General features: G+C 75.2%; 20 protein-coding genes, 1 tRNA gene and 1 riboswitch. Of the genes, 12 read left to right on the top strand and 9 right to left on the bottom strand.

From position 1 onward, the window contains the following. Positions 1-46: 46 nt before the first annotated feature. The 6 genes from ACSNOC_RS12350 (at position 47) to ACSNOC_RS12325 (ending at position 6,712) form a co-directional block, all read left to right on the top strand. Complete coding sequence (locus ACSNOC_RS12350; RefSeq protein ID WP_436747412.1) at positions 47-658, top strand: TetR family transcriptional regulator; 612 nt, start codon at positions 47-49, stop codon at positions 656-658. A gap of 23 nt (positions 659-681) precedes the next feature. Then, a riboswitch (cobalamin riboswitch) is annotated at positions 682-748 on the top strand. Between the two features lie 169 nt (positions 749-917). Beyond that, positions 918-2,294, top strand: a complete 1,377-nt coding sequence (locus tag ACSNOC_RS12345) for a prenyltransferase/squalene oxidase repeat-containing protein (RefSeq protein WP_436747411.1) — start codon at positions 918-920, stop codon at positions 2,292-2,294. Between the two features lie 167 nt (positions 2,295-2,461). Continuing rightward, a complete protein-coding gene (locus tag ACSNOC_RS12340; protein WP_436747410.1) occupies positions 2,462-3,076 on the top strand; it encodes an SCO2322 family protein in 615 nt (204 codons plus the stop codon). 2 nt (positions 3,077-3,078) lie between these two features. Continuing rightward, the gene (locus tag ACSNOC_RS12335; protein WP_436747409.1) at positions 3,079-4,254 is read left to right on the top strand and encodes an energy-coupling factor transporter transmembrane component T; all 1,176 of its coding nucleotides are present in this window, start codon (positions 3,079-3,081) and stop codon (positions 4,252-4,254) included. Then, positions 4,251-5,876 carry an ABC transporter ATP-binding protein gene (locus tag ACSNOC_RS12330; protein ID WP_436747408.1) on the top strand — a complete coding sequence of 542 codons (1,626 nt, stop codon included), beginning with the start codon at positions 4,251-4,253 and terminating at the stop codon, positions 5,874-5,876. Before ACSNOC_RS12335 ends, ACSNOC_RS12330 begins: the two co-directional genes overlap by 4 nt. Beyond that, entirely contained in the window at positions 5,873-6,712 is an 840-nt protein-coding gene (locus ACSNOC_RS12325) for an ECF transporter S component (RefSeq protein ID WP_436747407.1), read from the top strand. Before ACSNOC_RS12330 ends, ACSNOC_RS12325 begins: the two co-directional genes overlap by 4 nt. Positions 6,713-6,747: 35 nt before the next feature. Here the strand turns inward: ACSNOC_RS12325 and ACSNOC_RS12320 are convergent, their stop codons facing one another. Then, complete coding sequence (locus ACSNOC_RS12320) at positions 6,748-7,536, bottom strand: peptidoglycan-binding protein (RefSeq protein WP_436747406.1); 789 nt, start codon at positions 7,534-7,536, stop codon at positions 6,748-6,750. A gap of 181 nt (positions 7,537-7,717) precedes the next feature. Here ACSNOC_RS12320 and ACSNOC_RS12315 point away from each other — a divergent pair, with 181 nt between their 5' ends. Next, entirely contained in the window at positions 7,718-9,736 is a 2,019-nt protein-coding gene (locus ACSNOC_RS12315) for a DHA2 family efflux MFS transporter permease subunit (RefSeq protein ID WP_436747405.1), read from the top strand. A gap of 156 nt (positions 9,737-9,892) precedes the next feature. Here ACSNOC_RS12315 and ACSNOC_RS12310 read toward each other — a convergent pair whose 3' ends face one another. Both ACSNOC_RS12310 and ACSNOC_RS12305 read right to left on the bottom strand, forming a co-directional pair. Next, positions 9,893-10,495, bottom strand: a complete 603-nt coding sequence (locus tag ACSNOC_RS12310; RefSeq protein WP_436747404.1) for a TMEM165/GDT1 family protein — start codon at positions 10,493-10,495, stop codon at positions 9,893-9,895. A gap of 248 nt (positions 10,496-10,743) precedes the next feature. After that, a complete protein-coding gene (locus tag ACSNOC_RS12305; protein WP_436747403.1) occupies positions 10,744-11,307 on the bottom strand; it encodes a superoxide dismutase family protein in 564 nt (187 codons plus the stop codon). Positions 11,308-11,505: 198 nt separating this feature from the next. On the opposite strand from ACSNOC_RS12305, the gene ACSNOC_RS12300 reads away from it, so the two are divergent. Further along, the gene (locus tag ACSNOC_RS12300; RefSeq protein WP_436747402.1) at positions 11,506-12,150 is read left to right on the top strand and encodes a DedA family protein; all 645 of its coding nucleotides are present in this window, start codon (positions 11,506-11,508) and stop codon (positions 12,148-12,150) included. On the opposite strand, the gene ACSNOC_RS12295 is transcribed toward ACSNOC_RS12300, so the two are convergent. Together ACSNOC_RS12295 and ACSNOC_RS12290 are read right to left on the bottom strand one after the other, a co-directional pair. Then, a complete protein-coding gene (locus ACSNOC_RS12295; RefSeq protein WP_436747401.1) occupies positions 12,147-12,983 on the bottom strand; it encodes an SAM-dependent methyltransferase in 837 nt (278 codons plus the stop codon). The genes ACSNOC_RS12300 and ACSNOC_RS12295 overlap by 4 nt on opposite strands. A gap of 177 nt (positions 12,984-13,160) precedes the next feature. Continuing rightward, positions 13,161-13,643, bottom strand: a complete 483-nt coding sequence (locus ACSNOC_RS12290; protein ID WP_436747400.1) for a hypothetical protein — start codon at positions 13,641-13,643, stop codon at positions 13,161-13,163. Between the two features lie 200 nt (positions 13,644-13,843). Here ACSNOC_RS12290 and ACSNOC_RS12285 point away from each other — a divergent pair, with 200 nt between their 5' ends. Beyond that, positions 13,844-15,223, top strand: a complete 1,380-nt coding sequence (locus tag ACSNOC_RS12285; RefSeq protein ID WP_436747399.1) for an XRE family transcriptional regulator — start codon at positions 13,844-13,846, stop codon at positions 15,221-15,223. A 93-nt stretch (positions 15,224-15,316) separates the two neighbouring features. Here the strand turns inward: ACSNOC_RS12285 and ACSNOC_RS12280 are convergent. Further along, positions 15,317-15,388, bottom strand: a tRNA-Val gene (locus ACSNOC_RS12280). A gap of 101 nt (positions 15,389-15,489) precedes the next feature. Here ACSNOC_RS12280 and ACSNOC_RS12275 point away from each other — a divergent pair. Both ACSNOC_RS12275 and ACSNOC_RS12270 read left to right on the top strand, forming a co-directional pair. Further along, positions 15,490-16,818, top strand: a complete 1,329-nt coding sequence (locus ACSNOC_RS12275) for a hypothetical protein (protein WP_436747398.1) — start codon at positions 15,490-15,492, stop codon at positions 16,816-16,818. Positions 16,819-16,878: 60 nt separating this feature from the next. Then, positions 16,879-17,541, top strand: coding sequence for a DUF4383 domain-containing protein (locus tag ACSNOC_RS12270; RefSeq protein WP_436747397.1), 663 nt, complete (start codon positions 16,879-16,881; stop codon positions 17,539-17,541). On the opposite strand, the gene ACSNOC_RS12265 is transcribed toward ACSNOC_RS12270, so the two are convergent. Genes ACSNOC_RS12265 through ACSNOC_RS12255 form a run of 3 tightly spaced genes read right to left on the bottom strand, consistent with a single transcriptional unit; the run spans position 17,474 to position 21,962 of the window. Continuing rightward, a complete protein-coding gene (locus tag ACSNOC_RS12265) occupies positions 17,474-18,301 on the bottom strand; it encodes an HAD family hydrolase (protein WP_436747396.1) in 828 nt (275 codons plus the stop codon). The two genes, ACSNOC_RS12270 and ACSNOC_RS12265, sit on opposite strands and share 68 nt — an antisense overlap. After that, positions 18,298-20,805: a phosphoribosyltransferase gene (locus ACSNOC_RS12260; RefSeq protein ID WP_436747395.1), complete on the bottom strand. Its 2,508-nt coding sequence runs from the start codon at positions 20,803-20,805 to the stop codon at positions 18,298-18,300. The genes ACSNOC_RS12265 and ACSNOC_RS12260 overlap by 4 nt, the downstream gene beginning before the upstream one ends. Next, a complete protein-coding gene (locus ACSNOC_RS12255) occupies positions 20,802-21,962 on the bottom strand; it encodes an HpcH/HpaI aldolase/citrate lyase family protein (RefSeq protein WP_436747394.1) in 1,161 nt (386 codons plus the stop codon). The genes ACSNOC_RS12260 and ACSNOC_RS12255 overlap by 4 nt, the downstream gene beginning before the upstream one ends. Positions 21,963-22,078: 116 nt before the next feature. On the opposite strand from ACSNOC_RS12255, the gene ACSNOC_RS12250 reads away from it, so the two are divergent. Further along, a partial coding sequence (locus ACSNOC_RS12250) for a TerD family protein (RefSeq protein WP_436747393.1) occupies positions 22,079-22,696 on the top strand: 618 nt, incomplete at its 3' end.

Genomic DNA, 22,696 nt, shown 5'->3' with positions numbered 1-22,696 from the left:
GAGTAAACTGCAACGAGTTTCAGAGCCTGCCTCCGGAGCCTTCACCATGACGACGCGACCCCAGCCCTCCGCTCCCGCGCGGACCGAACGGCAGCGGGCCCGCAGGCGACGCATCCTGGACGCCACCACCGAACTGGCCGCGGCCGGCGGCTTCGACGCCGTGCAGATGCGGGAGGTCGCCGAGAGCGCGCAGGTGGCCCTGGGCACCCTCTACCGGTACTTCCCGTCCAAGATCCACCTGCTGGTGGCCGTGCTGTGCGACCAGTTGGAGCAGTTGCACGAGACGCTGCGGGAGCGCCCGCTGACCGAGCGGGAGCCGGGCGACCGGCTGCTGCGCACCCTCAAGCGCGCCTTCCGCGCCCACCAGCGCGAGCCGCGCCTCACCGAGGCGATGATGCGGGCGCTGCTGTTCGCCGACGGCTCGGTGCGGGCGGAGGTGAGCGCGGTGTCCCGGGTGACGGGGGCGCTGCTGCGGGACGCGGCCGGTCTGCCGGACGCGGAGACCGAGCGGAACCTGAGCGCGTTCCGGGTCATCGCCCACACCTGGCAGTCGACGCTCCTCTACTGGCTGTCGGGGAACATCACGCTGGCCGAGGCCCACCAGGACCTCGAAACGGCCTGCCGCCTCGTGGACCGCGCCTCTGCGCCGATAGAGTGACCGGCATCAGTTCACCCGCGGCGGGGGAAGCCGGTGCGAATCCGGCGCTGACCCGCAACCGTGAGCGGAGCCGCCCCACCCCGGACACCCGCGGCCCCACGAGCCGGAGCGCCTGCCGCGGGCCGCACTGGCCGTTCGGTCGCCCGCTGGGTGACCGGCACCGTCGTGGAGTACGGCGCTGAGCCCGGTGCCCCGCAGCGCGTGGTCGCGCTGTGGTGGTCGGCCGTGCCGGCGGACCAGCACAGCGAAAGGCGTTCCCGTGTCCTACCACCCCACCGCGCCCCGCCGCGCGCGCCGCGCCCTCCGCCGCCGTGCCGCGGCGCCGGCCCTGGCCGCCGTCCTGCTCGCCGCCGCGGCCCCGGCCGCGCTCGCCGCCGCCGACGATGCCTCGCCCGATCCGGCGTCGGACGCGTTGTTCGGCGAGGCGTCCCCGGAGTTCGACGGGGTGTGGCGGCAGTCGATCGCGCTGCTGGCCCAGGACGCGGCCGGGTACGCGCCGGCCGGTGAGGCGGTGGAGTGGCTGCTGGACCAGCAGTGCGCGGACGGCTCGTTCCTGTCCTACCGCGCCGACGTGTCCGCGCCGTGCGGTGACGTCACGGCGGCGGACTCCAACGCGACGGCGGTGGCCGTGCAGGCGCTGGCCGCGCTGGGCGGCCACGACGAGGCGGTGGCGTCGGCGCTGGACTGGCTGACCGGGGTGCAGAACGAGGACGGCGGCTGGAGCTACAACCCGGGCGGCGCGAGCGACGCGGACTCCACCGGCATGGTGGTCGGCGCCTTCGCGGCGGCGGGCGAGGACCCGGCGGAGGTGGTGCGGGACGGCCGTTCCCCGTTCGACGCGCTGGCCGGGCTCCAGCTCGGCTGCGACGCGCCCGCCGAGGAGCGCGGGGCGTTCGCGTGGCAGCCGGACCAGACGACCGGCGAGCTGTTCCCCAACGACCTGGCCACGGTCGACGCGGTGCTCGCCTCCTACGGCAGCGGGCTGCTCGTCGACCCCGGGAGCGTGAGCGCGGCGCCGGTCGAGCCGCTGGACTGCGGGGACACGGGCGAGGGCGAGAACGAGGACGGGGACGGGGAGGCTTCCGCGGAGCCGACGGAGTCCGCCGACGAGACGGCCTCCTCCCCGCGGCTCGCGTCGGCCTCGGCGGGCGCGGCGCGGCTGGCGGGCCTGCTGGAGGACGGCGAGCAGCACCTGGTCACGATGCCGGCCGGCGGCGAGGAGCAGCCGGACTACGCGACCACGACCCGGGCCGTCATCGCCCTCTCGGCGGGCGGCCACGAGGAGGCCCGCCAGGGCGCGCTGGACTGGCTGCGCGACCACCACGGCGAGTGGACCGAGCTGTCCACCAGCCCGGCGTCGCTGGGCCTGCTGGTGCTGGCCGCCCACGCGAGCGGCGTCTCGCCGCAGGACTTCGGCGGCACGAACCTGGTCGAGAACCTGAACGCCCTGGGCCCTGCCCCCGACGAGACCCCCGGCAGCACCGACGGCGCCACCGGCGCCGGGGACGCGGACGACGACTCCGGCGGCGGCGCCCTGACGTGGGTGCTGGCCATCGGCCTGGCCGCGGGCATCGCGATCGGCGTGTTCCTGAGCCTGCGAGGCCGCCGCGCCGGGAAGACCGACACCGCGGCATGACCGGGAGCGGACGGACGATACGCGCCGAGCGGCCGACGACCCCACTCCCCGGCGAACCGCCCGCAGTCGGGCGGGCAGCGGGACCAGCACACGGCCGGGCGACGGCCGCGCACGACGACGACGGCGCGGGACCGCGCCACACCCGGCCGCGGGTGGCCCGCCGGTGGGTGCTGTCGGCGCTTTTCGGCGCTCTCCTCGGGCTGCTCGGCGCGGCTCCGGCGGCGGGGGCGGACGATTCCGCGTACCGGTACTGGTCGTTCTGGACGTGGGACGGCGACGAGGGCCGGTGGGCCTACGCCACGCAGGGGCCGGGGACGCTCCGGGTGCGGGACGGCGACGTGCTCGGGTTCCGTTTCGCCGTCAGCGACGAGTCGTCCGACACCCGGGCGCCGCGCGGGGAGAGCGACTTCGAGGCCATCTGCGGCGGCGCGGGCGGGGGCGGCGATCGGGTCGCGCTCGTCATCGACTTCGGCACGCCCGCCGACGCGCCGAGCGGCGAGGCGCCGCCCGAGGCGCGGACCGCGTGCGCCGAGGTTGCGGACGGCGCCACCGCCGCGGAGGCGCTGGCCGGGGTCGCCGAGCCGCTGCGGTACAACTCCGACGCGCTGCTGTGCGCCATCGCCGGTTACCCCGCCCGCGGCTGCGCCGACCAGCTCTCCCGGGAAAGCGAGGCGGACGGCGGCGACAGCGGCGGCGGCTCGGCCGTGGCCGTGCTCGTCGGCACCGGAACGGTCGCCGTGCTGGCCGCCGCGGCATGGACGCGCGCCCGGCGCCGACGGTAGGCATGGGACCCGTCCTCGCCCGGCTGCGCGCGCCCCTGGCCACCCGGAGCAACGCCCTGCACGCGGGCGCCTGGTGGCTGTGGGCGCTCGGCCTGGCCGCCGCCGCGTCCCGCACCACCAACCCGCTGCTGCTGGCCCTCCTCGTCGCGGTCGCCGGATACGTCGTCGCCGCGCGCCGCACGGACGCGCCGTGGGCGTACGCGTTCGGCTTCTTCCTGGCCCTGGGTGCGCTGGTGGTGGCCGTCCGGGTGCTCTTCGCCGTCGTCCTCGGCTCTCCCATCGGCGGCACCACGGTCGTGTTCACGCTGCCCGAGGTGCCGCTGCCGGACTGGGCGCGGGGCGTGCGGATCGGCGGCCGGGTGACGGCCGAGTCGCTGGTGTTCGCGTTCGCCGACGGGCTCAGGCTCGCCGCCCTGCTGGTCTGCCTGGGCGCGGCCAACGCCCTGGCCAACCCCGCCCGCCTGCTGAAGTCCCTGCCCGGCGCCCTGTACGAGATGGGCGTCGCGGTGGTGGTGGCCATGACGTTCGCGCCGCGGCTCGTCGCCGACCTGCTGCGGACCCGGGCCACGCGCCGGCTGCGCGGCCGGGCCGACCGGGGCGCGCGAGCGGTGATCGCCGTCGCGCGGCCCGTCCTGGAGGGCGCGCTGGAACGGTCGGTCGCGCTGGCCGCCGCCATGGACGCCCGCGGCTACGGCCGGACCGCCGACGTGCCGCCCGCCGTCCGGCGCACGACGATCGCGCTGACGCTGGGCGGGCTGCTGGGCGTGTGCGCCGGTTCGTACGGGCTGCTGGCGGCCGAGGGCGCCGGGTACGGGCTGCCGCTGCTGCTGGCCGGGCTGCTGGCGGCGCTCGGCGGCCTGTGGCTGGGCGGGCGGCGCAGCCCCCGCACCCGCTACCGGCCCGACCGCTGGGGCGCGCGGGCGTGGCTGGTGGCCGGGTCCGGCGCGGCGGTCGCCGTGCTGGTCGCCCGGGCCGGGGGCGCGGACCCGGCGGCGCTCAACCCGCCCGCCGTTCCGCTGACCGCGCCCGCCTTCCCGCCGTGGCCCGCGGCGGCGATCCTGCTGGGGCTGCTGCCCGCGTTCGTCGCCCCGCGCCCGCCTCGTCCGCCCCATCCCGCTCGTCCCGCTCGTCCCGCTCGTCAGGGCACCGCCGCGGACCCCGAGGAGGCCCGTCCGTGATCCGTTTCTCCCAGGTCTCCGTCACCTACGCGGACGCCGACGCGCCCGCGCTGGGCCCGGTGGACCTGACCGTGCCCGAGGGCGAACTGTGCCTGCTCGTCGGCCCGTCGGGGGCCGGCAAGTCGACACTGCTGGGCACGGTCTCCGGGCTCGTGCCGCACTTCACCGGCGGCACGCTGCGCGGCCGGGTCACGGTCGCCGGGCGCGACACCCGCACCCACCGGCCGCGCGACCTCGCCGACGTGGTGGGGACGGTCGGGCAGGACCCGCTCGCGCACTTCGTCACCGACACGGTCGAGGACGAACTCGCGTACGGCATGGAGTCGTTGGGTCTGCCACCGGCCACGATGCGGCGGCGCGTCGAGGAGACCCTCGATCTGCTGGGCCTGGCCGGGCTGCGCGACCGGCCCATCGCCACGCTCTCCGGCGGCCAGCAGCAGCGCGTCGCCATCGGCTCCGTCCTGACGCTCCACCCGCGCGTGCTGGTGCTGGACGAGCCGACCTCCGCACTCGACCCGGGCGCCGCCGAGGAGGTGCTGGCCGTGCTCCAGCGGCTCGTGCACGACCTGGGCACGACGGTCCTGATGGCCGAGCACCGGCTGGAGCGCGTCGTGCAGTACGCCGACCGGGTCCTGCTGCTGCCCGCGCCGGGGGCCGCGCCCGTGCTGGGCGAACCGGCCGCGGTCATGGCCCGCTCCCCCGTGCGCCCGCCGGTGGTGGCGCTGGGGCGGCTGGCGGGCTGGGACCCGCTGCCGCTGTCGGTCCGGGACGCCCGCCGGGCGGCCGGGCCGCTGCGCGAACGCCTGACCGGCCGGGAACCGGCGGCTGCCGCGGCCCCGGCCGGGGCCGAGCCGCTGCTGACCGTGCGCGGCCTGTCCGTCCGCCGCGACCGCGCCGAAGTCCTGCGCGGCGTCGGCCTGTCGGTGCGGCCCGGCGAGACGGTCGCGCTGATGGGCCGCAACGGCGCCGGCAAGTCCACGCTGCTGCGCACCCTCGTCGGCATGCACCCGCCCGCCTCCGGCACCGTGGAACTGACCGGCGGCGTCGTCCCGCACCGCGCCGAGCCGCGCGAACTCCTGCGCCACGCCGGGCTGGTGCCGCAGGACCCGCGCGATCTGCTGTTCGCCGAGACGGTCGCCGCCGAGTGCGCGGGCGCCGACGCCGACGCGGGGGCCGAGCCCGGTTCCTGCCGGGCGCTGGTGACCCGGCTGCTGCCCGGCGTGCCGGACGGCACGCACCCCAGGGACCTGTCCGAGGGCCAACGGCTGTCGCTCGCGCTGGCGGTGATCCTCACCGCCGCGCCGCCCGTGCTGCTGCTGGACGAGCCGACGCGCGGCCTCGACTACGCCGCCAAGGCGCGACTGGCGGGCGTGCTGCGGGAGTTGGCGGAGGCCGGGCACTGCGTGGTGCTGGCGACGCACGATGTGGAGCTGGCCGCCGAACTCGCCCACCGCGTCGTGGTGCTGGCGGACGGCGAGGTGGTCGCGGACGGGCCGACGGCCGATGTCGTCGTCGCCTCGCCGTCGTTCGCCCCGCAGGTGGCGAAAGTGCTGGCGCCGCAGCAGTGGCTGACGGTCGACCAGGTCAGGTCGGCCCTCGGCGGCATACCGGACGCGGCGTGACCGGCCGGAGCCGGGACGGCGCCGCCGGGCCCCGGGGACAGGCGCGGCCGGTGCGGCTCGGCCCCCGGTCGGTCGCCGCGCTGACGCTGGTGTCGGCGACCGGCGTGGTCGCGTTCGGCTGGCCGCTGCTGGCGAGTTCGTCCTCCGGGCTCGCCCACTCCTCGGACGCGCCCTGGCTGTTCGCGCTGCTGCTGCCGCTGCTGCTGGCCGTCGCGGCGGCCACCGTCGCGGACACCGGCCTCGACGCGAAGGCCGTCGCCATGCTGGGCGTGCTGGCCGCGGCCGGAGCCGCGCTGCGTCCGCTGGGCGCGGGCACGGCCGGGCTCCAGCCGATGTTCTTCCTGATGGTGCTGGCGGGCCGGGTCCTGGGACCCGGCTTCGGGTTCGTCCTCGGCTCGGTGTCGATGTTCGCGTCCGCGCTGCTGACGGGCGGGGTCGGGCCGTGGATGCCGTTCCAGATGCTGTCCATGGGCTGGGTGACGATGGGCGCCGGGCTGCTGCCCGGCCCGCATTCCCTGCGCGGGCGCGGCGAGTTGGCACTGCTGGCGGCGTACGGGGCGGTGTCGTCGCTGTGCTACGGCCTGGTGATGAACCTTCAGGGCTGGCCGTACATCGCGGGCATGAGCACCGGGATCTCGTTCGTGCCGGGCGATCCGCTGCCGGACAACCTGGCCCGTTACGTCTCCTACGTGCTGGCCACCTCGCTCGGCTGGGACATCCCGCGCGCGCTGCTCACCGTGGTGCTCGTCCTGACCTCCGGCGGGACGGTGCTGCGGGCGCTGCGCCGGGCGACGCGGCGGGCGGCGTTCGACGTCCCGGCCCGCTTCGAGGACTGACCGGCCGGGCCGGGCGGCGGCGCCCGGGGCGGCCGTCAGGGCTCGATCGTCATCGACTCCAGCGTCTCGCGCGTGGCGGGGCCGTAGACGCCCTCGGGGTCCCCGGTCACGCCGTTCGCGCGCTGGAAGCGGGCCACCGCCTGGCGGGTCTCGTCGTCGTACCGGCCGTGCAGCCCCCCGGCGTAGGCCCAGTCGAGCTGCCGCAGCCGCCGCTGGAGCTCCGCGACCTCCGCCCCCCGGTCGCCCTCGCTCAGCACCGGCGGATCCTCCGCGCCGGGCGTCGGGCCGGTGCCCTGTCCCGGCGTCTCCGACGGGGTCGGCTCCGGTCCCGCCGTCCCGTCGGGTCCGGCCGTCTCCTCCGGCCCGTGGGCGTCCGGCGCGGCCGGGTCGCCGGTGACGTCGCCGGTCTCGCGCGGACCGGCGGTCTCGGGCGGGCCGCCGTCCGCCACGCCGTCCGGCTCGGGCACCGCGTCGCCGTCGGGCAGGGCCAGGCTCGGCCCGCCGTCGTCGGGCCCGCCGCGGCCGTAGCCGCCGAGCAGCGAGGCGGCGAGCGCGGTGCAGCCCACCACGGCGGCCACGGCGCCCCCGGCCGCGGCGGCGATCCGGGCCCGCTGGCGCGGCTTGCGGTGGGAGGCGTACGGGCGGCGCGGGCCGTACAGCAGTGTCTCGCCCGGCTCGTCGAACAGCGCGACGTCGGCCGGATCGGGCCCGTGCTGCGGCGGCCCGACAGGGCGGGAGAGGGAGTGCGTCAGGCACTCGCAGTCCGGCTCGCCGTTCGGCCGTGCCGCGCGACCACAGATGAGGCAGTCGAGCTGGTCGGCCATCGCGCCCTCCCCACCGGTCGATTGGCAGCGATTATGCACCACCCGTCCGGGCTACGCCGGGCCCTTCCCCGACAAGCCGAATCGAACATAACGGGTCAGAATAACCGCAAGGAAGTGCGACCGTCCCGAAGCGTTCGAAGCGCGCGGATCACCGCGCGCGGATCACGGCGAGGAGGCGCCCATGGCGGCGGCGCGGCCCTCCCCGGCGGCCGGTCCGGAACCGGCCGGTCCGGACCCGCACACCCGCGGCACGCTGTGGCTCTCGCTCGGCGCGCTGCTGCTCGGACTGTTCCTGGCCGCACTGGACCAGACCATCGTGGCGACGGCGCTGCCCACGATCGTCAGCGATCTGGGCGGCCTCGACCACCTCTCGTGGGTCGTCACCGCCTACCTCCTCGCCTCCACGGCGGGCACCCCGCTGTGGGGAAAACTCGGCGATCAGTACGGCCGGAAAAGGCTCTTCCAGACCGCAATCGTGATCTTTCTCATCGGCTCGGCGCTGTGCGGACTGGCCCGGAACATGCCGGAGTTGATCGGTTTCCGCTTCCTCCAGGGCCTGGGCGGGGGCGGGTTGATCGTGCTGTCGATGGGGATCGTCGGGGATCTGGTGCCGCCGCGCGAACGCGGCCGGTACCAGGGCCTGTTCGGCGCGGTGTTCGGCGCGACGAGCGTGTTCGGGCCGCTGCTGGGCGGGGTGTTCGTCGACCATCTGAGCTGGCGCTGGGTTTTCTACGTCAACCTGCCGGTCGGCGCCGTAGCCCTCGCGGTGATCGCCGGAGTGCTGCGTGTCCCCCGGCGTGGTGAACGGCATGTGATCGACTACGCGGGCACGTTCCTCATCGCCGCCGTCGCCGCGTGCCTGGTGGTCATCGCCTCGCTGGGCGGGACGACGTGGGCGTGGGTGTCCTGGCAGACCGCCGCCCTCGCGGTGCCGGCCGCGCTGTGCCTGGCGGTGTACCCGCTGGTCGAACGCCGGGCCGCGGAGCCGGTGCTGCCGCTGTCCCTGTTCGCCGTCCGCACCTTCGCGCTGTGCTGCGCCATCGCCTTCGTGATCGGCTTCGCGATGTTCGGCGGGATGACGTACCTGCCGACGTTCCTCCAGGTCGTGCACGGCATCTCGCCCACGCTGTCCGGCGTGCACCTGCTGCCGATGGTGCTGGGGCTGCTCCTGACGTCCACGCTCTCCGGGCAGTTGATCAGCCGCACCGGCCGCTGGAAGCTCTACCCGGTGCTCGGCACCGCCGTCACGGCCGCCGGCCTGCTGCTCCTGCACGGGCTGGACCGGGACAGCGGCGACGCCGGGATGAGCGTGTCCTTCGCGGTGTTCGGGATGGGCATCGGGCTGGTGCTCCAGGTGCTCGTGCTCGCCGTGCAGAACGCCGTCCCGTACGCGGACCTGGGCGTGGCGACGTCCGGGGTGACGTTCTTCCGCTCCATCGGCGCGGCGTTCGGGGTGGCCGCCTTCGGCACGGTCTTCACCGACCGGCTGGAGGAGAAGCTCACCGCCGCGCTGCGCGGCACGCGGCTGCCGCCGGGGGTGACCGTGGAGTCGCTGCTGCGCGATCCGCGCGGCGTCGGGGAGCTGCCCGGGGACGTCGGCGGGCGGGTGCTGACGTCGTACTCGGCGGCGATCACCGACGTCTTCCTGTACGCGGTCCCGGTGGTGGCCGTCGCGCACGTGCTGGCGTGGCTGCTGCGGGAGGACCGGCTGCGCGGCAGCGTGCGGGTGCCGGACGCGGCCGAGACGGTGCCGCCGAACCCGGTCGCGCGGTCCTCGTGCGACGAGTGCGCCCGCGCGCTGTCGGCGCTGGGCCACCGGGCCGGGCGGCGCGACCTGTACGCGCGGATCGCGCGCGACGCGGGCGAGGACCTGCTGCCCGCCGCGTGCTGGCTGCTGCTGCGGATCCACCGCTACGGGGCGGCCGAGCCCGCGCCGTCGGCGGACCGCGCGGGCGTGCCGCCCGAGGTGATCGCCCCGGCGGTCCGGCAGCTGGAGGAACGCGGCCTCGCCGTCCACGCGGGCCTGCCGCTGATCGCGACCGGACGCGGCCGGGAGACGGCGTCCCGGCTCGCGGACGCGCGGGAGCACCTTCTGGCCGATTTGCTGGGCGACTGGTGGGGACCGGACCGGCCGCGCGATCTGACGGAGCTGGTACGGGAGTTGAGCGCGGAGCTGAACGGGCTGCCCGGCCGGGGCTGAACCCCGGCCGGAATCGGGGGCGCACGGGGGGTGGCGCGGGACGGCCTCGTTTTGTACCGTGGAAGAACAAAGTGGTTCCGCCCGCGTCCCCGACCAGATCCGGGCGGGGCCACTGGCTTCCCGGCCCGGGCCCGGGCCCGGAAATTCCCGGGTGCCTCAGCCGGTGATCGCCTCGGCGAAGCTGAAGCCCGCCAGGACCAGCATCACGGTCGCCGCCACCCGCGTGATCAGGTGGAGCGGGACCCGCCTCAGCAGCGCCCGGCCGCCCAGGATGCCGAGGCCCGCCACCGCCCACAGGGCCAGCACCGCGCCGAGGGCCACGGAGAGTGGGTCGTCGTAGCGGGCGGCCAGGTTCGCGGTCATGATCTGGGTGATGTCGCCGAACTCCGCGACCATGATCAGCGCGAAGCCGCTGCCCGCCACCCGCCAGAACGACGGGTCGGACGGCGCCTTGACCTCTTCGTCCTCTCCGTTCTCCTCCGCACCGCCTTTGCGCGCCTCGCGCAGCAGGAGCAGCGCGCCGCCCAGGAAGAGCGCCCCCACCACCGCCTGCAACGGCCGCCGCGGCAGCAGCGTCAGCACGCTCCCGGCCGCCACCGCCAGGGCGACGTGCACGACGAACGCCGCGGCGACGCCCGCGAAGACGTAGGAGGCGCGGAAACGGGTGCCGAGGACCAGGCCCGCGAGGGCGGTCTTGTCGGGAAGCTCGGCCAGGAAGACGACGCCGAAGACGACGGCGGCGACGGAGATGCTGAACACGGATGGGTCCTCAATCGAAGCTCGGGCCACCGTGCCACAGGTCCGCGGGAATGCGAGGCTCCGGCACGGCAGCGTCGATGACACTGTCGGCCGAAGGTCTCGCTGGCGGACGCTTCCGTCCGCTCCGGGCGCCGGGTCCGCCGCCGCCCCCCGCGGTGTGCGGGCGGCGGCGACGGGCCAGTATGTCGACGGTCCGGCGAAGAGCTACTCCCCTTCAGACCCCTCCACTGTATACGTGGGGTCGGCCGTCATTCCCCCGCGAGCGGAACCGTGAAGCACGCCGCGCGGTCACCGGCCGTGCCCGGCTCCTCCCCGTCGTGCCCGTGCGAGGTCGCGTGCTCGTGCAGCACGATCGCGTTCGCGCCGCCCTCCCGGAACACCCAGTCCTGATGGGCCACCGCCGCGCCGACGCCGGACTCGTCGGCCGTGAGGTCGAGCCAGACCTCGTTCTCCGGCGTGGCGACGCCCGGCACGTCCTGGTAGTGCCCGCCGGACGCCGCGGGGTCCGCGCCGCAGGGGTCGGTGTGGATGTGCGTGCCGTAGGTGTGGCCGGGCACCAGACCGCTCACCAGCACCTTGATCGTCGTGGTCCCCGCGACGACGGACTCCGTGACGAGGATCACGGCGCCCTCCGGCACCAGTTCCTCGTCGTAGGTCACCGCCTCCGGCACCTCGTCCGCCGCGGCGGGCACCGGCTCGAACTGCCCGGACGCCAGGAGCAAGCCCACCCCCGGCCCGTCCGCGGCGACCGCCGTCCCCGCCGTCGCGAGTACCGCGGCCATCGCGGCGGCCCCCGTGACCATTGCCTTCATCACGTGCTCCTTACCTGTGGTTCGTTTCGACCCCGTGGGCCACACTGCCCACGACTGATCCTGAGACACCCGCCACACGCACCCGCATGCGCCGGGCGAAGGACACAGGCGTACGCTGTACGGCGGAACCAGGACGCGCAAGTGCGCGTCCTGTCCGGTCACGGGATGGACATCGGCCGACGGGGAAACGGGGATCAAGTGCAGGAGACCTTGGGGATACTGCTCTATGCCCCCTGGATCTACGTGATCATCGCGGTGTCGATCCTGCTCGACGTCTTCGTGCCCGTGCTGCCCAGCGGCGCGCTGGTGGTGACGGCGGCGACCATCGCGGCGGGCACCGCGGCCGATGTGGCGGGCATCACCGCGCCCTACCCCGACAGCAGGCTGCCCCAGCTGTTCCTCCTCGTCGTCTGTGCCACCACGGCCTCGATCCTCGGGGACCTGCTGGCGTACCGGCTCGCCCTGCGCGGCGGGCGCCGTTTCGGCCACGCCATCGAGCGGTCGCGCCGCCTGTCCGCCGCGCAGAAGCGGCTGGAGACGGCCCTCACCCGTGGCGGCGGCCCGCTGGTCGTGCTGGCCCGGTTCGCCCCGGCCGGGCGCGCCGTGGTGAGCCTCGGCGCGGGCGTGGCCCGGCGCCGGGCCCGCGACTTCCTGCCCTGGTCGGCGCTGGCGGCCGTGGTCTGGACGTGCTACAGCGTCGGCGTCGGCTATCTCGGCGGCCAGCTCCTCGGCGCGAGCTGGATCAGCACCGGCCTGTCCCTGGTGGCCCTGGCGGCGGCCGGGGTCATCGCCGCCCGCGTCCTGCGGCCGGCCGCGGCGGAGCCGCCGGCCGCCGGTTCCTAGGCGCTTCCGGGGGCGCCTTCCCGGGCGCTCCCGGCCAGCCGGCCGATCCCGCCGTACCACGAGACGTCGGCGTGGTCGGGCCGCTGCTCCTCCGGCTCGGTGGCCCGCCAGTCGGAGACGACCTGCACGCCCGGCTCCACGATCTCCAGCCCGTCGAAGAACTCGGTGAACCGCTCCCGGCTGCGCAGCGTCAGCGGCACGCCCTGCGAACGGTAGGCGCGCTGCACCCCCATCGCCGCCTCCGGCGCGATGTCGGCGGTGGCGTGCGACAGGATGAAGTGGCTCCCGGCCGGTACGCCCCCGGCGAGCGTGCGCACGATGCCCGCCGGGTCCTCGTCGTCCCCGACGAAGTGCAGCACGGCCACCGCCAGCACGCCGACCGGCAGGGCGAAGTCGATCAGCGCCCGCGTCCGCGGGTGGTCGAGAATGGCGCGCGGCTCGCGGATGTCGCCCTGGATGACGGTGGTCCGGGCGTCCCGGGCGAGCAGGGCGCTGCCGTGGACGAGGACGATGGGGTCGTTGTCGACGTAGACCACGCGGGCGTCCGGGTCGACGGACTGGGCGACCTGGTGCACGTTCTCGGCGGTGGGCAGCCCGGACCCGAGGTCGATGAACTGTCTTATCCCCGCCTCCTGGACGAGATACCGGACGGCTCTCCCCAGGAACTTGCGGTTCTCGCGGGCGGCGGTGCGCAGCATGGGAAACGACGCCAGGGCCTTCTCCGCGGCCTCGCCGTCGACCGTGTAGTGATCCTTCCCGCCGAGGAGGTAGTCGTACATCCGGGCGGAATGCGGCTGGTGGGTCCGCAGGTCGATCGGCGAGTAGTCCTCCACGCGGCTCTCCCTCTGTCTCCGTCAGCTGTCCACCGTTTGATCAACAGGGCGCAGAATAACGCGCGTTGACGCAGCTCCGGACCCCCGCGGGGCATATTCCGGCCGCCGTCGCCGAACGCGCCGCACGCCGGCGGACCGGCTCACCGGGACCTCCGTTCCCGCGGCGGCGCCCGGGCCTCAGCGCGGGCGCGCCCGGCAGGGACAGTCGCATCGCGAGCCCACCGCCTCCCCCTTCGCACACAGGTCGCGGTCCCCCAGCGGACAGCCGGACCGCTCACCGACGACCTCGGCCAGCGCGTCCCGCAACACCTTCGCGTCGGTCAGGCCCGTTCCCGCCGGCCGGATCAGCCACCGCGTGACCGGCGCCCCCGACCACGCTCCGTTCACCCACCCGGCCGGCGGCACCGGCAGACACCGCCCCCGGCCCCACACCGCCACGCCGCCCGCGGGCTCCCAGCCGTCCGCCGTACCCGGCTCGACCAGCCACGTCAGCACCTGACCGGCCTGGTCCTCGATCACCGGGCCCGACCGTTCCCACAGCCGGGCCATGACCGGGAACCCGGTGACGCTCGGCATCCGCACCGCGTCGAACCACCGCCCGCACGGCACCGTCCGCACCCCCCACTCATCGGGCGGCAGCCACGACAGAGACACGTTCATCGGGCAACTCCCTTCCAGCGGCTCACCGTTGCCAGCACGGACCGTGCACGCCGCATCACCTAGTGCAGCGAATCGCACCCCGGCTGACCACGCCCTTTCACCCGCCCTTTTCGCTCAGGGCCACGCTCCGGGGCGGGAAGTGCCTTACGGGGAGCGGGTATTCACTACGGTGAGGTCGCGGGGACGGACAGAAGGGCACCATGGCCGGGTCGAGGCAGGGCAATGCCGCGCTGCGACAGGCGCGCCGCGCGCTGAAACGCACGCAGGAGGAGATCATCCTCGACCTGCGGGAGTGCGCCACGCGCCTGTTCGAGTCCGGCGCGCTCAGGGCACGGGTGGAGATCAGCCTCCGGCAGTACCAGAAGTGGGAAAGCGCCAACCCCCCTTGGCCTCATCCGGCCGGCCGCAGGGTCCTGGAGACGTTCTTCCGGCGGCCCGTGGGGGAACTGGGCTTCACCTCCCCCTTCGACGCGGAGCCGACGCACGACTCCCGGACGAGTCATCCCGCGCCGCCGCGTGCGGTGCCCAGCGAAACGGGTGATCCTACGAACCGACGCAGTGCTCTGACCCTCCTCGGCGGAACGGCCCTCACTCCCCTGACGGTTCTGGAGTCGGCCGGCGCGGACGACGTGCACGCCTACACGCGCCGCGCGGAGTTGACCGATCTCGTGCCCGAGGACATCGAGTCGCTGGAACGGGCCGTGCACCACTTCGACGTCGACTACTCCCTGATGACGCGCGCCCCGCACTCCCCGCGCGAGCTGTGGCCCGTCGTCGCCGCGCATCGCCACCGGGCCTCCGACCTGCTGCACGAACGCCGCCACACGCTGCGCGAGGGCCGCGAACTCGCGCACCACGCGGGGATGTTGTCGGTCATCCTGGCCTGGCTCGCGCACGACACGGGCCGCCGGGACCTGATCCCGGCGCTGTGCGCGGACGCCTGGCACCACGGCCGCCAGGCCGGGGACCCGGAGGTGTGCGCCTGGGCGGAGGACGTGGCCTGCACCGAGGCCCTCTACGCCGACCGGCCGCACGACGCCCTGACCGCCGCCACCCGCGGCCTGGCCGTGGCCCCGCGCGACGGCAACGCCGCCATCCGCCTGTCCACCCAACTCGCCCGCGCCCAGGCCCGCGTGGGGAACCGCGAGGCCTTCACGGAGGTGGCGGCCCGCGCCCGCCGGCACCGCGAGGCGCTGCCCGCCCACGGCACGGGCCTGTTCGCCGTGGACGCCGTCCGCATCGTCTCCGTCGACGCCACCTCCCACGGCTGGCTGGGCGACCACCAGCGCGCCCACGACGCGGCCGTGGAGGCCATCCACCTGTACGAGGCCGCGCCCAGCCCGCACCACGCCCCCACCCGGCTGGCCATCGCCCGCCTCGACCTGGCCCTGGCCCAGGCGGCCCTCGGCGAACCCGAGGCCGCGATCGCCACGGCCCGCCGGGCCCTCGACGGCAGCCGCCTGGTCCAGGCCATCCGCGACCGCGCGGCCCAGCTCCACCACACGATGACCCGCCGCTACCCCGCCCACCCCGAGGTCCGCGCGTTCGGCGAAGAACTCCACACCCTGACGACCCGATGACCCCGCACGCCGCCCCCGGCCGGAAGGGCGGGGACGGAAGGGCGCGGACGGAAGGGCCGCACGGAAAGGGGGGTGAGGAAGGGGAGCGAAGGGTGGGTGCAGACGGGTTCGAACCGCCGACATCCGCCTTGTAAGGGCGGCGCTCTACCGCTGAGCTATGCACCCCGGATCGCGGCACAGCCTACACGGCCGCCCATGGGCGTGGCGCTGGTGGGAGAATGGGCGCCGGTGGTCACCTGGCCGGATCGTGCGGGGAGTAGGGACACGTGACAGCGACGCGCATAGCGAGGCACTTCGCCGCTTCCGTGCTGCTCCCGCCGCTGGTGCTGCTGGCCGTGCTGCCGGCGGTCTTCACCGGGGCCGGGGCCCGGCGGTGGGGGCGGAGCCGGGTCGAGGAGCTGCGGGCCGAGGCGCAGGGGGCCAAGGACGCCGCCGCCGACGCGTTCTACGAGCTGGACAGCGCGCAGCGCGACCTGCGGATCACCGTCGAGACCATCACCGCCGCCGACGACACCCCGCCGGCCGCGCGCGTCGCCGCGGACTTCGCCCGCTTCGGGCAGCGCATCGACCGCGTCAGCCAGGAGTACATCGCCGTGGTCGACGCCCACGATCTCGACAGCGGCGCCCTGGACGCCGCCGCGGCGGCCCGCGCGCGGCAGGAGCTGCTCCGCGTCCGGGACGAGATGGTGCGGACCCGCGAGGAGCTGGAGCGGTTCGGGCGCGGCCTCGGGCCGCTGGCCGAGCGCGCCGAGTCGCAGCTCGCACAGGTCGCCCCGGCCGTGGAGCGCGCCCGGCAGGCGCTGCGGGAGGCCACCGGCGCGCTGGACGAGGCGCGCGGCGCCGGGCTGCCCGCCGGGGAGCCGGCCGCGGCCCTCGCGGCGCTCGGCCCGGAGCTGCGGCTGCTGAACGAGGGCGCCGGGCGGCACGGCATCAAGCCGACGATCCGCCGCGCCGAGGACGTGCGGCGGCGGGCCGAGGCGATCACCGCCGAGGTCCGGCGGCTGCCGGTGCTGGCGGCCGGGATCGACAAACGGCTCGCCAGCCTGCGCACCCGCGCCGAGGCGATCACCACCCGCGCCGGGCACGTCGAGCCCGTCCTCAGCGAGCTGCGCCGCCGCTTCACCGCCGCGTGCTGGCAGGACCTCCAGCGGGTGCCCGAGCAGGCCGCCGAGTCCGTCCGGCAGGCCCACGAGGTGCTGGCCCGGGCGCGCCGGGCGCGCGAGGAGCAGCGGTTCGCGGAGGCCACGGCCCTGCTGCAGGACGTGCACGCGCTGTTCGGCCGCACCGAGGAGGCCGTGTCGGCGGCCGGGGAGCGGCTGCGGCGGCTGAACGAGGTGGCGATCGACCCCAGGCGGGAGATCGACCGCACCCGGTTCGTCCTCCGGGACGCGCAGCGGCTGGCGATGACCAACCGGACGTTCCCCGAGCCGCGCCACGCCGCCCCGCTGGACGCCGCGGCGGAGCGGCTGGAGCGGGCGGTCGCGACGCTGGAGAACGGCGGGCGCAACCCCGACTACTGGCTCTTCCTGACCGAGACCGAGGCCGTGCGGGGCATGGTCGCGGCCGTCGTGGAGGACATCCGCGCCGGGCGTTAAGGACCCTTGTCCGCGGGTACGCGTGAGTCCTCCGGCGATGGCGATGGGAGGTCGAGTCGCATGCCCGCAACCCTGGTCGGCACCGACGCGCGCGGGGAGCCGCGCCTGCCGCACACCGGGCCGCGTGCCCTGCTGCGGCGGGCCAGGCTGGACGAGCACCTGCCCGTCGACCGGCGGCTGAGCCGCGTCTACCGGATCGGCGCCGGGCTGGTCGGCGCCGGGCTGGTGATCTTCGGGATCCTCGGGCTGACCGAGAACGTCGGCCTGTTCGACACCCGCAACGACACCGTCTGGGGGCTGAACACCAACGGCGCGCTGAGCTGGCTGTCGATCGTCGTCGGCCTGCTGCTGTTCGGCGGCATGATCAAGGGCGGGAACTTCGCGTCCACGCTCAACATGCTGCTCGGCGTCGCGTTCATCCTCAGCGGCTTCGTCCATCTCGCGCTGCTGGAGACCGACTTCAACATCCTCAACTTCCGCCTCCAGAACGTGATCTTCAGCTTCGCCGTCGGGCTGCTGCTGATGACGTTCGGCATGTACGGGCGGGTCAGCGGCCGGCTGCCGCACGACAACCCCTACTGGCGGGCGCGGCACCCGGAGGCGGCGGGCGAGGAGCGGCAGCGCCGTGAACTGGTCGAACGGCGCCGCCGCGAGCTCACGACCCCGCCGACAGGGCGGCCACCCGTCGCAGGAGGATCCGGAGAATCTCCTCGCCGCACCTGACGCCGTGCGAGGGCAGCGCCACCACGTGCGGCGCCGCCCAGCCCGTGGAGGCCAGCTCGCCGTGCCCGGGGCGCCAGCCCTCGTGGGCGGCCAGCAGCAGGTCCGCGTCGAGGAGCGAGTCGCCGGCCGCCAGCACCGCGCGCGCCCCCGTCCGCCGCACGATCTCGGCGACGGCGGCGCTCTTGGTCAGCGGGCGCGGCACGGCGTAGAGCTTGCGGCCCTGGAGGGAGACGGTCCAGCCGCGCGGCTCGGCCCAGTCGGCCAGCTCCTTGGGCCAGCTGTCGGGCATCAGGGCCCGTTCCACCACCAGGTAGGTGAACAGCTCTTCCGCCTCGCGCTCCTTCAGCAGCCACGCCGGGTCGGCAGTGCGGACCAGGTGGTCGCGGACCTCCTCCAGCGGGACGCAGTCGGCGGCCAGGGCCTGCCGGACCGACGCGTTCCAGTCGTAGTCGGTCCGCCCGTCCACCAGCAGGTGGCCGCCGTTGGCGCAGATCGCGTAACGCGGCACCGGGCCCGGGAAGTTGATCCGCCGGTACTGCTTGCGGGTGCGGGTGGTGGTCGGCACGAAGAACGCGTCCGGGTGCGCGGCCAGCTCCGCGATCATGCGGCCCGCGGGCTCGGTGATGAACGACTGCGGCCGGGATTCGTGGACTTCGACGCTGAGCAGCCGGGGCGCCTCGGCGTCCGGCATGTCAAGGCCCAGGGCGGTCGCGGAGTAGATGAGGGTGCGGTCCAGATCGGTGGCGACGAGCGTGGTCACTGTGCGGCCTTTCCGTCGGCACCGGTGGCGCCCTTGGTGTAGCGCGGGTGGATGAGCCCGACGCAACTGTAGGGCAGGTCGTCCGTCTCCTCGACCGGTACCCCGCGCTGCGCGGCCAGCAACCGGATGTGGTCCAGGTCGGCGCCCGCGCCCCGCCGCGCCAGCACGCGCCAGGGCACGCGGCGCAGCAGGACCCGCGTGGTCTCCCCCACGCCGGGCTTGACGAGGTTCACGTCGCCGATGCCGTACTCCTCGCTGATCCGCTCCACCGCGCGCCAGCCCTCCCAGGTGGGGGTGCGGTCGGCGGCGAGCAGGGCGGCGGCGTCGGCGGCGACTCCCGCCACCACGGCCGGGTCGGTGAAGTGGCCGCTGACGACGTCGAGGAAGTGGTTCGAGACGTCGGCGCCGGCCAGGTCCCGGTAGTGCTTGGCGCCGTGGAAGTCGTCCGGGCCGACCAGGTCGGCGCGGAGCACCGTGCGCGAGATCAGCCCGGACACCGTGGAGTTGAGGCACGCGGAGGGGATGAGGAAGTCCTCGCGCGTGCCGTAGGTGGTGACGCAGCCGCCCGGGTCGGCCAGCACGGCCAGGCCGGGGTCGAAGCCGGGGAACCCGGCCAGCGCGTCGGCGAGTTCCCGGGTGATGGCGCCCTTGCCGGTCCAGCCGTCCACGAACACGACATCGGCCGGGTCGTGATGGGCGGCCAGCCAGCGCAGCGCGGTGGTGTCGATGCCCTGGCCGCGGACGATGGAGACGGCGTAGTGCGGCAGGTCCAGGCCGTGGGCGTGCCGGGCCCAGCGGCGCATCAGGATGCCGACGGGCGTGCCGGCGCGCGCCAGCGACACCAGCACCGGCACCCGGCCCGGCCGGGGGTGCTCGGCGAGCACGGCCTCGGTGACGGTGCCGACCGCGCGGGCCACCCGCCCGGCCGAGGCGTCGAGCGCGGCGTGGAAGAGCCGCTGGTACTCCTCGCTCGGCTGGTACTCCACGGGCAGCGACTCGGCGTAGTGCGCGCCGCCGGACTGGATGGCCTCCTCCCGCTCCTCGGCCGGTGCCTCCAGCGTGACGTCGGAGAGGTCCTGGAGCAGCCAGCCGACCTCGTCGGGCGCGTAGGAGGAGAACGCCGGGCCGCGCAGCGGTTCGGGCAGGCGCGGGTGAGCGACGGTCCCCGGGCCGCCGGGCCGCGGATCCGCGCGAGGGCCGCGCTCCCGCCGGGCGGGCGGCGCGGCGGACGGCGGGAGGAACGGCACCACGGCGAGCAGCAGGTGCGGGGCGTGGGCGCCGAGCGCCGCCAGCAGGCCGCCGGCGGCGTGGAGCGGGGGGGTGTCCCCCGCCGAGTCGGTGACCAGGACGATGGCGTCCCAGTGCTGCCCGGCCACGTTGTAGGCGAAGCGCGGGCCGGGCCCGTCGGCGGGCGTGTCGTGCGCGGGGAAGCGCAGGCGGCTGCGGATGGCGTAGCCGGGGTCGTCCACCGGCACGACCGGGGAGCGGGTGGTCGTGGAGAAGTACGCCTCCACGCCGGTCCCCGCGGTGCCGCCCGCCGCCTCCAGGGCCGCCGCGAGCCGCAGCGGGACGTAGATCAGCTCCTCGGTGCCCAGCACCAGCACGCGCCGGGCGTCCGGCGGCAGCGCGGCGGCCAGCCGCGCGCCCGCATCCGGCAGCGCACCCTCCAGGCGCGCGCGGTCGGCGGGCGTGAAGCCGTGCCGTCCGCCGTCCGGCAGCCCCTCCGGCCAGCCGAGGTCCACCCGCACCGGCCGCGCCGCGAACCGGCCCGCCGGTGCGGCGGCCCCGGCCCCGCCCTCGTGCTCCACCACCAGGGCGGCGCCGCGCTCCAGCACGTCGGCGGGCAGCCCGACCCGGCCGCGCGCCAGCGCGGTCACCTCGACCGTGGCGCCGAGGTCGGCGGCGAACTTCTCCAGCGCCTCCCGCTCGGTGTCCGTGCGCATGTCGACCAGCGCGGCGACCACATAGCGCTGCCGGGGCCAGTGGCGGTGCAGCGTCTCGATGGTGTTGCGCACGGTCCGGCCGGTCGACAGCTCGTCGTCCACCAGCACCAGCGGCCCGCCCCCGGCGAGGAACGCGGGGTCGGTGGGCAGCAGCAGGTGCGAGGTGTGGTGGCTGTGCTCCTCCTCGAAGCCGCCGACGGGCTCCACGCCCGGCACCGGGCGGCGCGTGGAGTGCAGGTACGCGACGCCGCCGAGGCCGTCCGCGACACAGTGCCCGAGACCGGTCGCGGTCTCGGCGTAGCCGAGCACGACGGCCTCACGGGCCGCCTCGGCGCCCAGCAACGCGGCGACGCGGCGGCCGAGTTCGACCCCGGTGCCGTGCACGACCGCCGGACGCTGCGGGATGTGCTTGCCGAGCACATGGGACACCAGCAGGTGCGCGCGCTTGGGGTTGCGCCGCAGGGCGAGGCCCAGCAGGTCGCGCACGCCGTCGCCGTGCAGCCGCACGCCCAGCCGCGACGAGACCCATTCACCCGTCCATATCGGGTCGCGGGCGCTCATTCGATGCCCGCCGCGAGCAGGTCGACGAAGTCGACGCCGTCCCGGGCGACGCCGAACATCTCGGCGCGCAGCATGGTCCGTTCGGCCCAGGCCCGGTGCGGCTTCACCTCGTTCATCTTGTTGGTGTAGGCGGAGCGGAGCACGCCGCCGCCGGGGCCGGTGCCCAGGATGTCGGCGGCGTCGGTGAACTCCTCGTGGGAGACGACGGACAGCGCGTGCACGGGCGCGACGTGGGAGGGGTGGATGCAGGTCTTGCCCATCAGGCCGTTGGCCCGGTCGAGTTCGATCTCCTGGAGCAGGCTGTCCATGTCGCGCTCGATGAGCCGGGTGCGCAGGCCCTCGGCCCGCCCGCTGAAGGGGCTGTTGCGCAACTGCGGCTTGAACATCCGCTCCTGGCCCCGGAAGTACTCCCACACCGGGCCGGTGACGGTGTAGCCGGTGCCGTCGGCGCGGCCGAAGACGTTGACCACGTCGGCGATGACGGAGGCGACGATGTGAACGTCGTAGGCGGTCATCTCGGGGCTGCGGCGCAGGCCGTACACGGAGCAGAAGTCGGTGACGCCCAGGCGGACGGCGGGTATGCGGTCGCGGTACTTGTCCATGACGCGGGCGGCGGCGCCCAGGGCCTCCGCGCGGGTCTCCAGATGCAGCAGCTCCGGGGACTCCAGCACAGGCATCGCCAACAGGCGGCGGCCGGACATGACTTCGGCGCCGGTGAGCGCCTCCAGGAAGGCGGGGCCGGAGGCGGCGGTGAACTTGGGGATCACAAAGCCGGTGAGCAGCTCGGCGGCCGGGCCGAGGCGGCTGGTGAGGCTGGTGATCTGCTCGGGCACGCGGACGCGGACGAAGAGCAGCGGCAGATCGGCGTGGCGATCCTCGCGCAGCAGCTTGCCGAACTGTTTGACCAGATTCTCCTCGGCGCTGGGCACCTCGGCGTCGCTGATGGAATCCTCCAGGCACAGCACCATGGACACCACCCCGCCCGCCGCCTGTTTGCGGATGTCGGCGGCGAGGCGGGCGCGGGTGGCCGGACTGTAGAGAGTGGCGCCGAGCGCGATGCCCAGGGTCGTGACGGGGGAATCCGGACCGAACTCGGCCGGCTCCTGGTGGAACAGCGCGCGACGTTGCGCAGGCGAGAGGTGCCCGTAATGCCGCATAGAACTCCCCGACTGTTTGGCTGACCGCTCCGGGCGCCCCACTGGCTGCACCGGACCCTCGGCAATCGTAGGCGGGGCATTGTTTCCTGGGTGTGGCGACAGGCAGGATTCCTGTTATGACACGTGCGCTGGAGAAGGGGGCAACTATTCACCTTCCCTTCGCCGTGTTACGCGTTGTGCTGCGGTGGACGCCGACCGCCATCGGGGCGGGCCCCGCGGTGCCGGATCTCGATCTGTCCGCGCTGCTGGTCGACGCGGCCGGACGGGTGCGTACCGAGGGCGACTTCGTCTTCTACAACCAGCCGCGCCATCCCTCGGGCCTGGTGCGGCGGCTGCCGAAGCGACGGGAGGCGGAGGGCCTGCGGGACACCGTGGAGGCCGAACTGCCGGGCCTCGACCCGACGGTGAGGCGCGTGGTGCTGGCCGCCTCGGCGGACGGCGGCTTCCGCGCGACCGCCAGCCGCCCGCGGCTGGCCCTGCACGACGCGGCGACGCCCGGCGCGGCACCGCTGGCGGTCCTGCCGCTGACCCCGCACCCCCGGCACACAGCCCTGGTCTGCGGCGAGTTGCGGCGGGACGGGACCGGCTGGACCTTCCACGCGTCGGGACGCGGCTACCCGGGCGGACTCGTCGCCCTGGCCGCGGACTTCGGCATCACGGCGTTCGACCGGGCGGACGTGGTCGTCACGCTGGTGTCGGCCGACGGCAAGAACGTGGAGATCGGCCTGACCGAC

It is taken from the genome of Streptomyces sp. URMC 129 (genome assembly GCF_051386415.1).
Taxonomy (GTDB): Bacteria; Actinomycetota; Actinomycetes; order Streptomycetales; family Streptomycetaceae; genus Streptomyces.
This window is presented reverse-complemented; position numbering and strand designations above follow the sequence as displayed.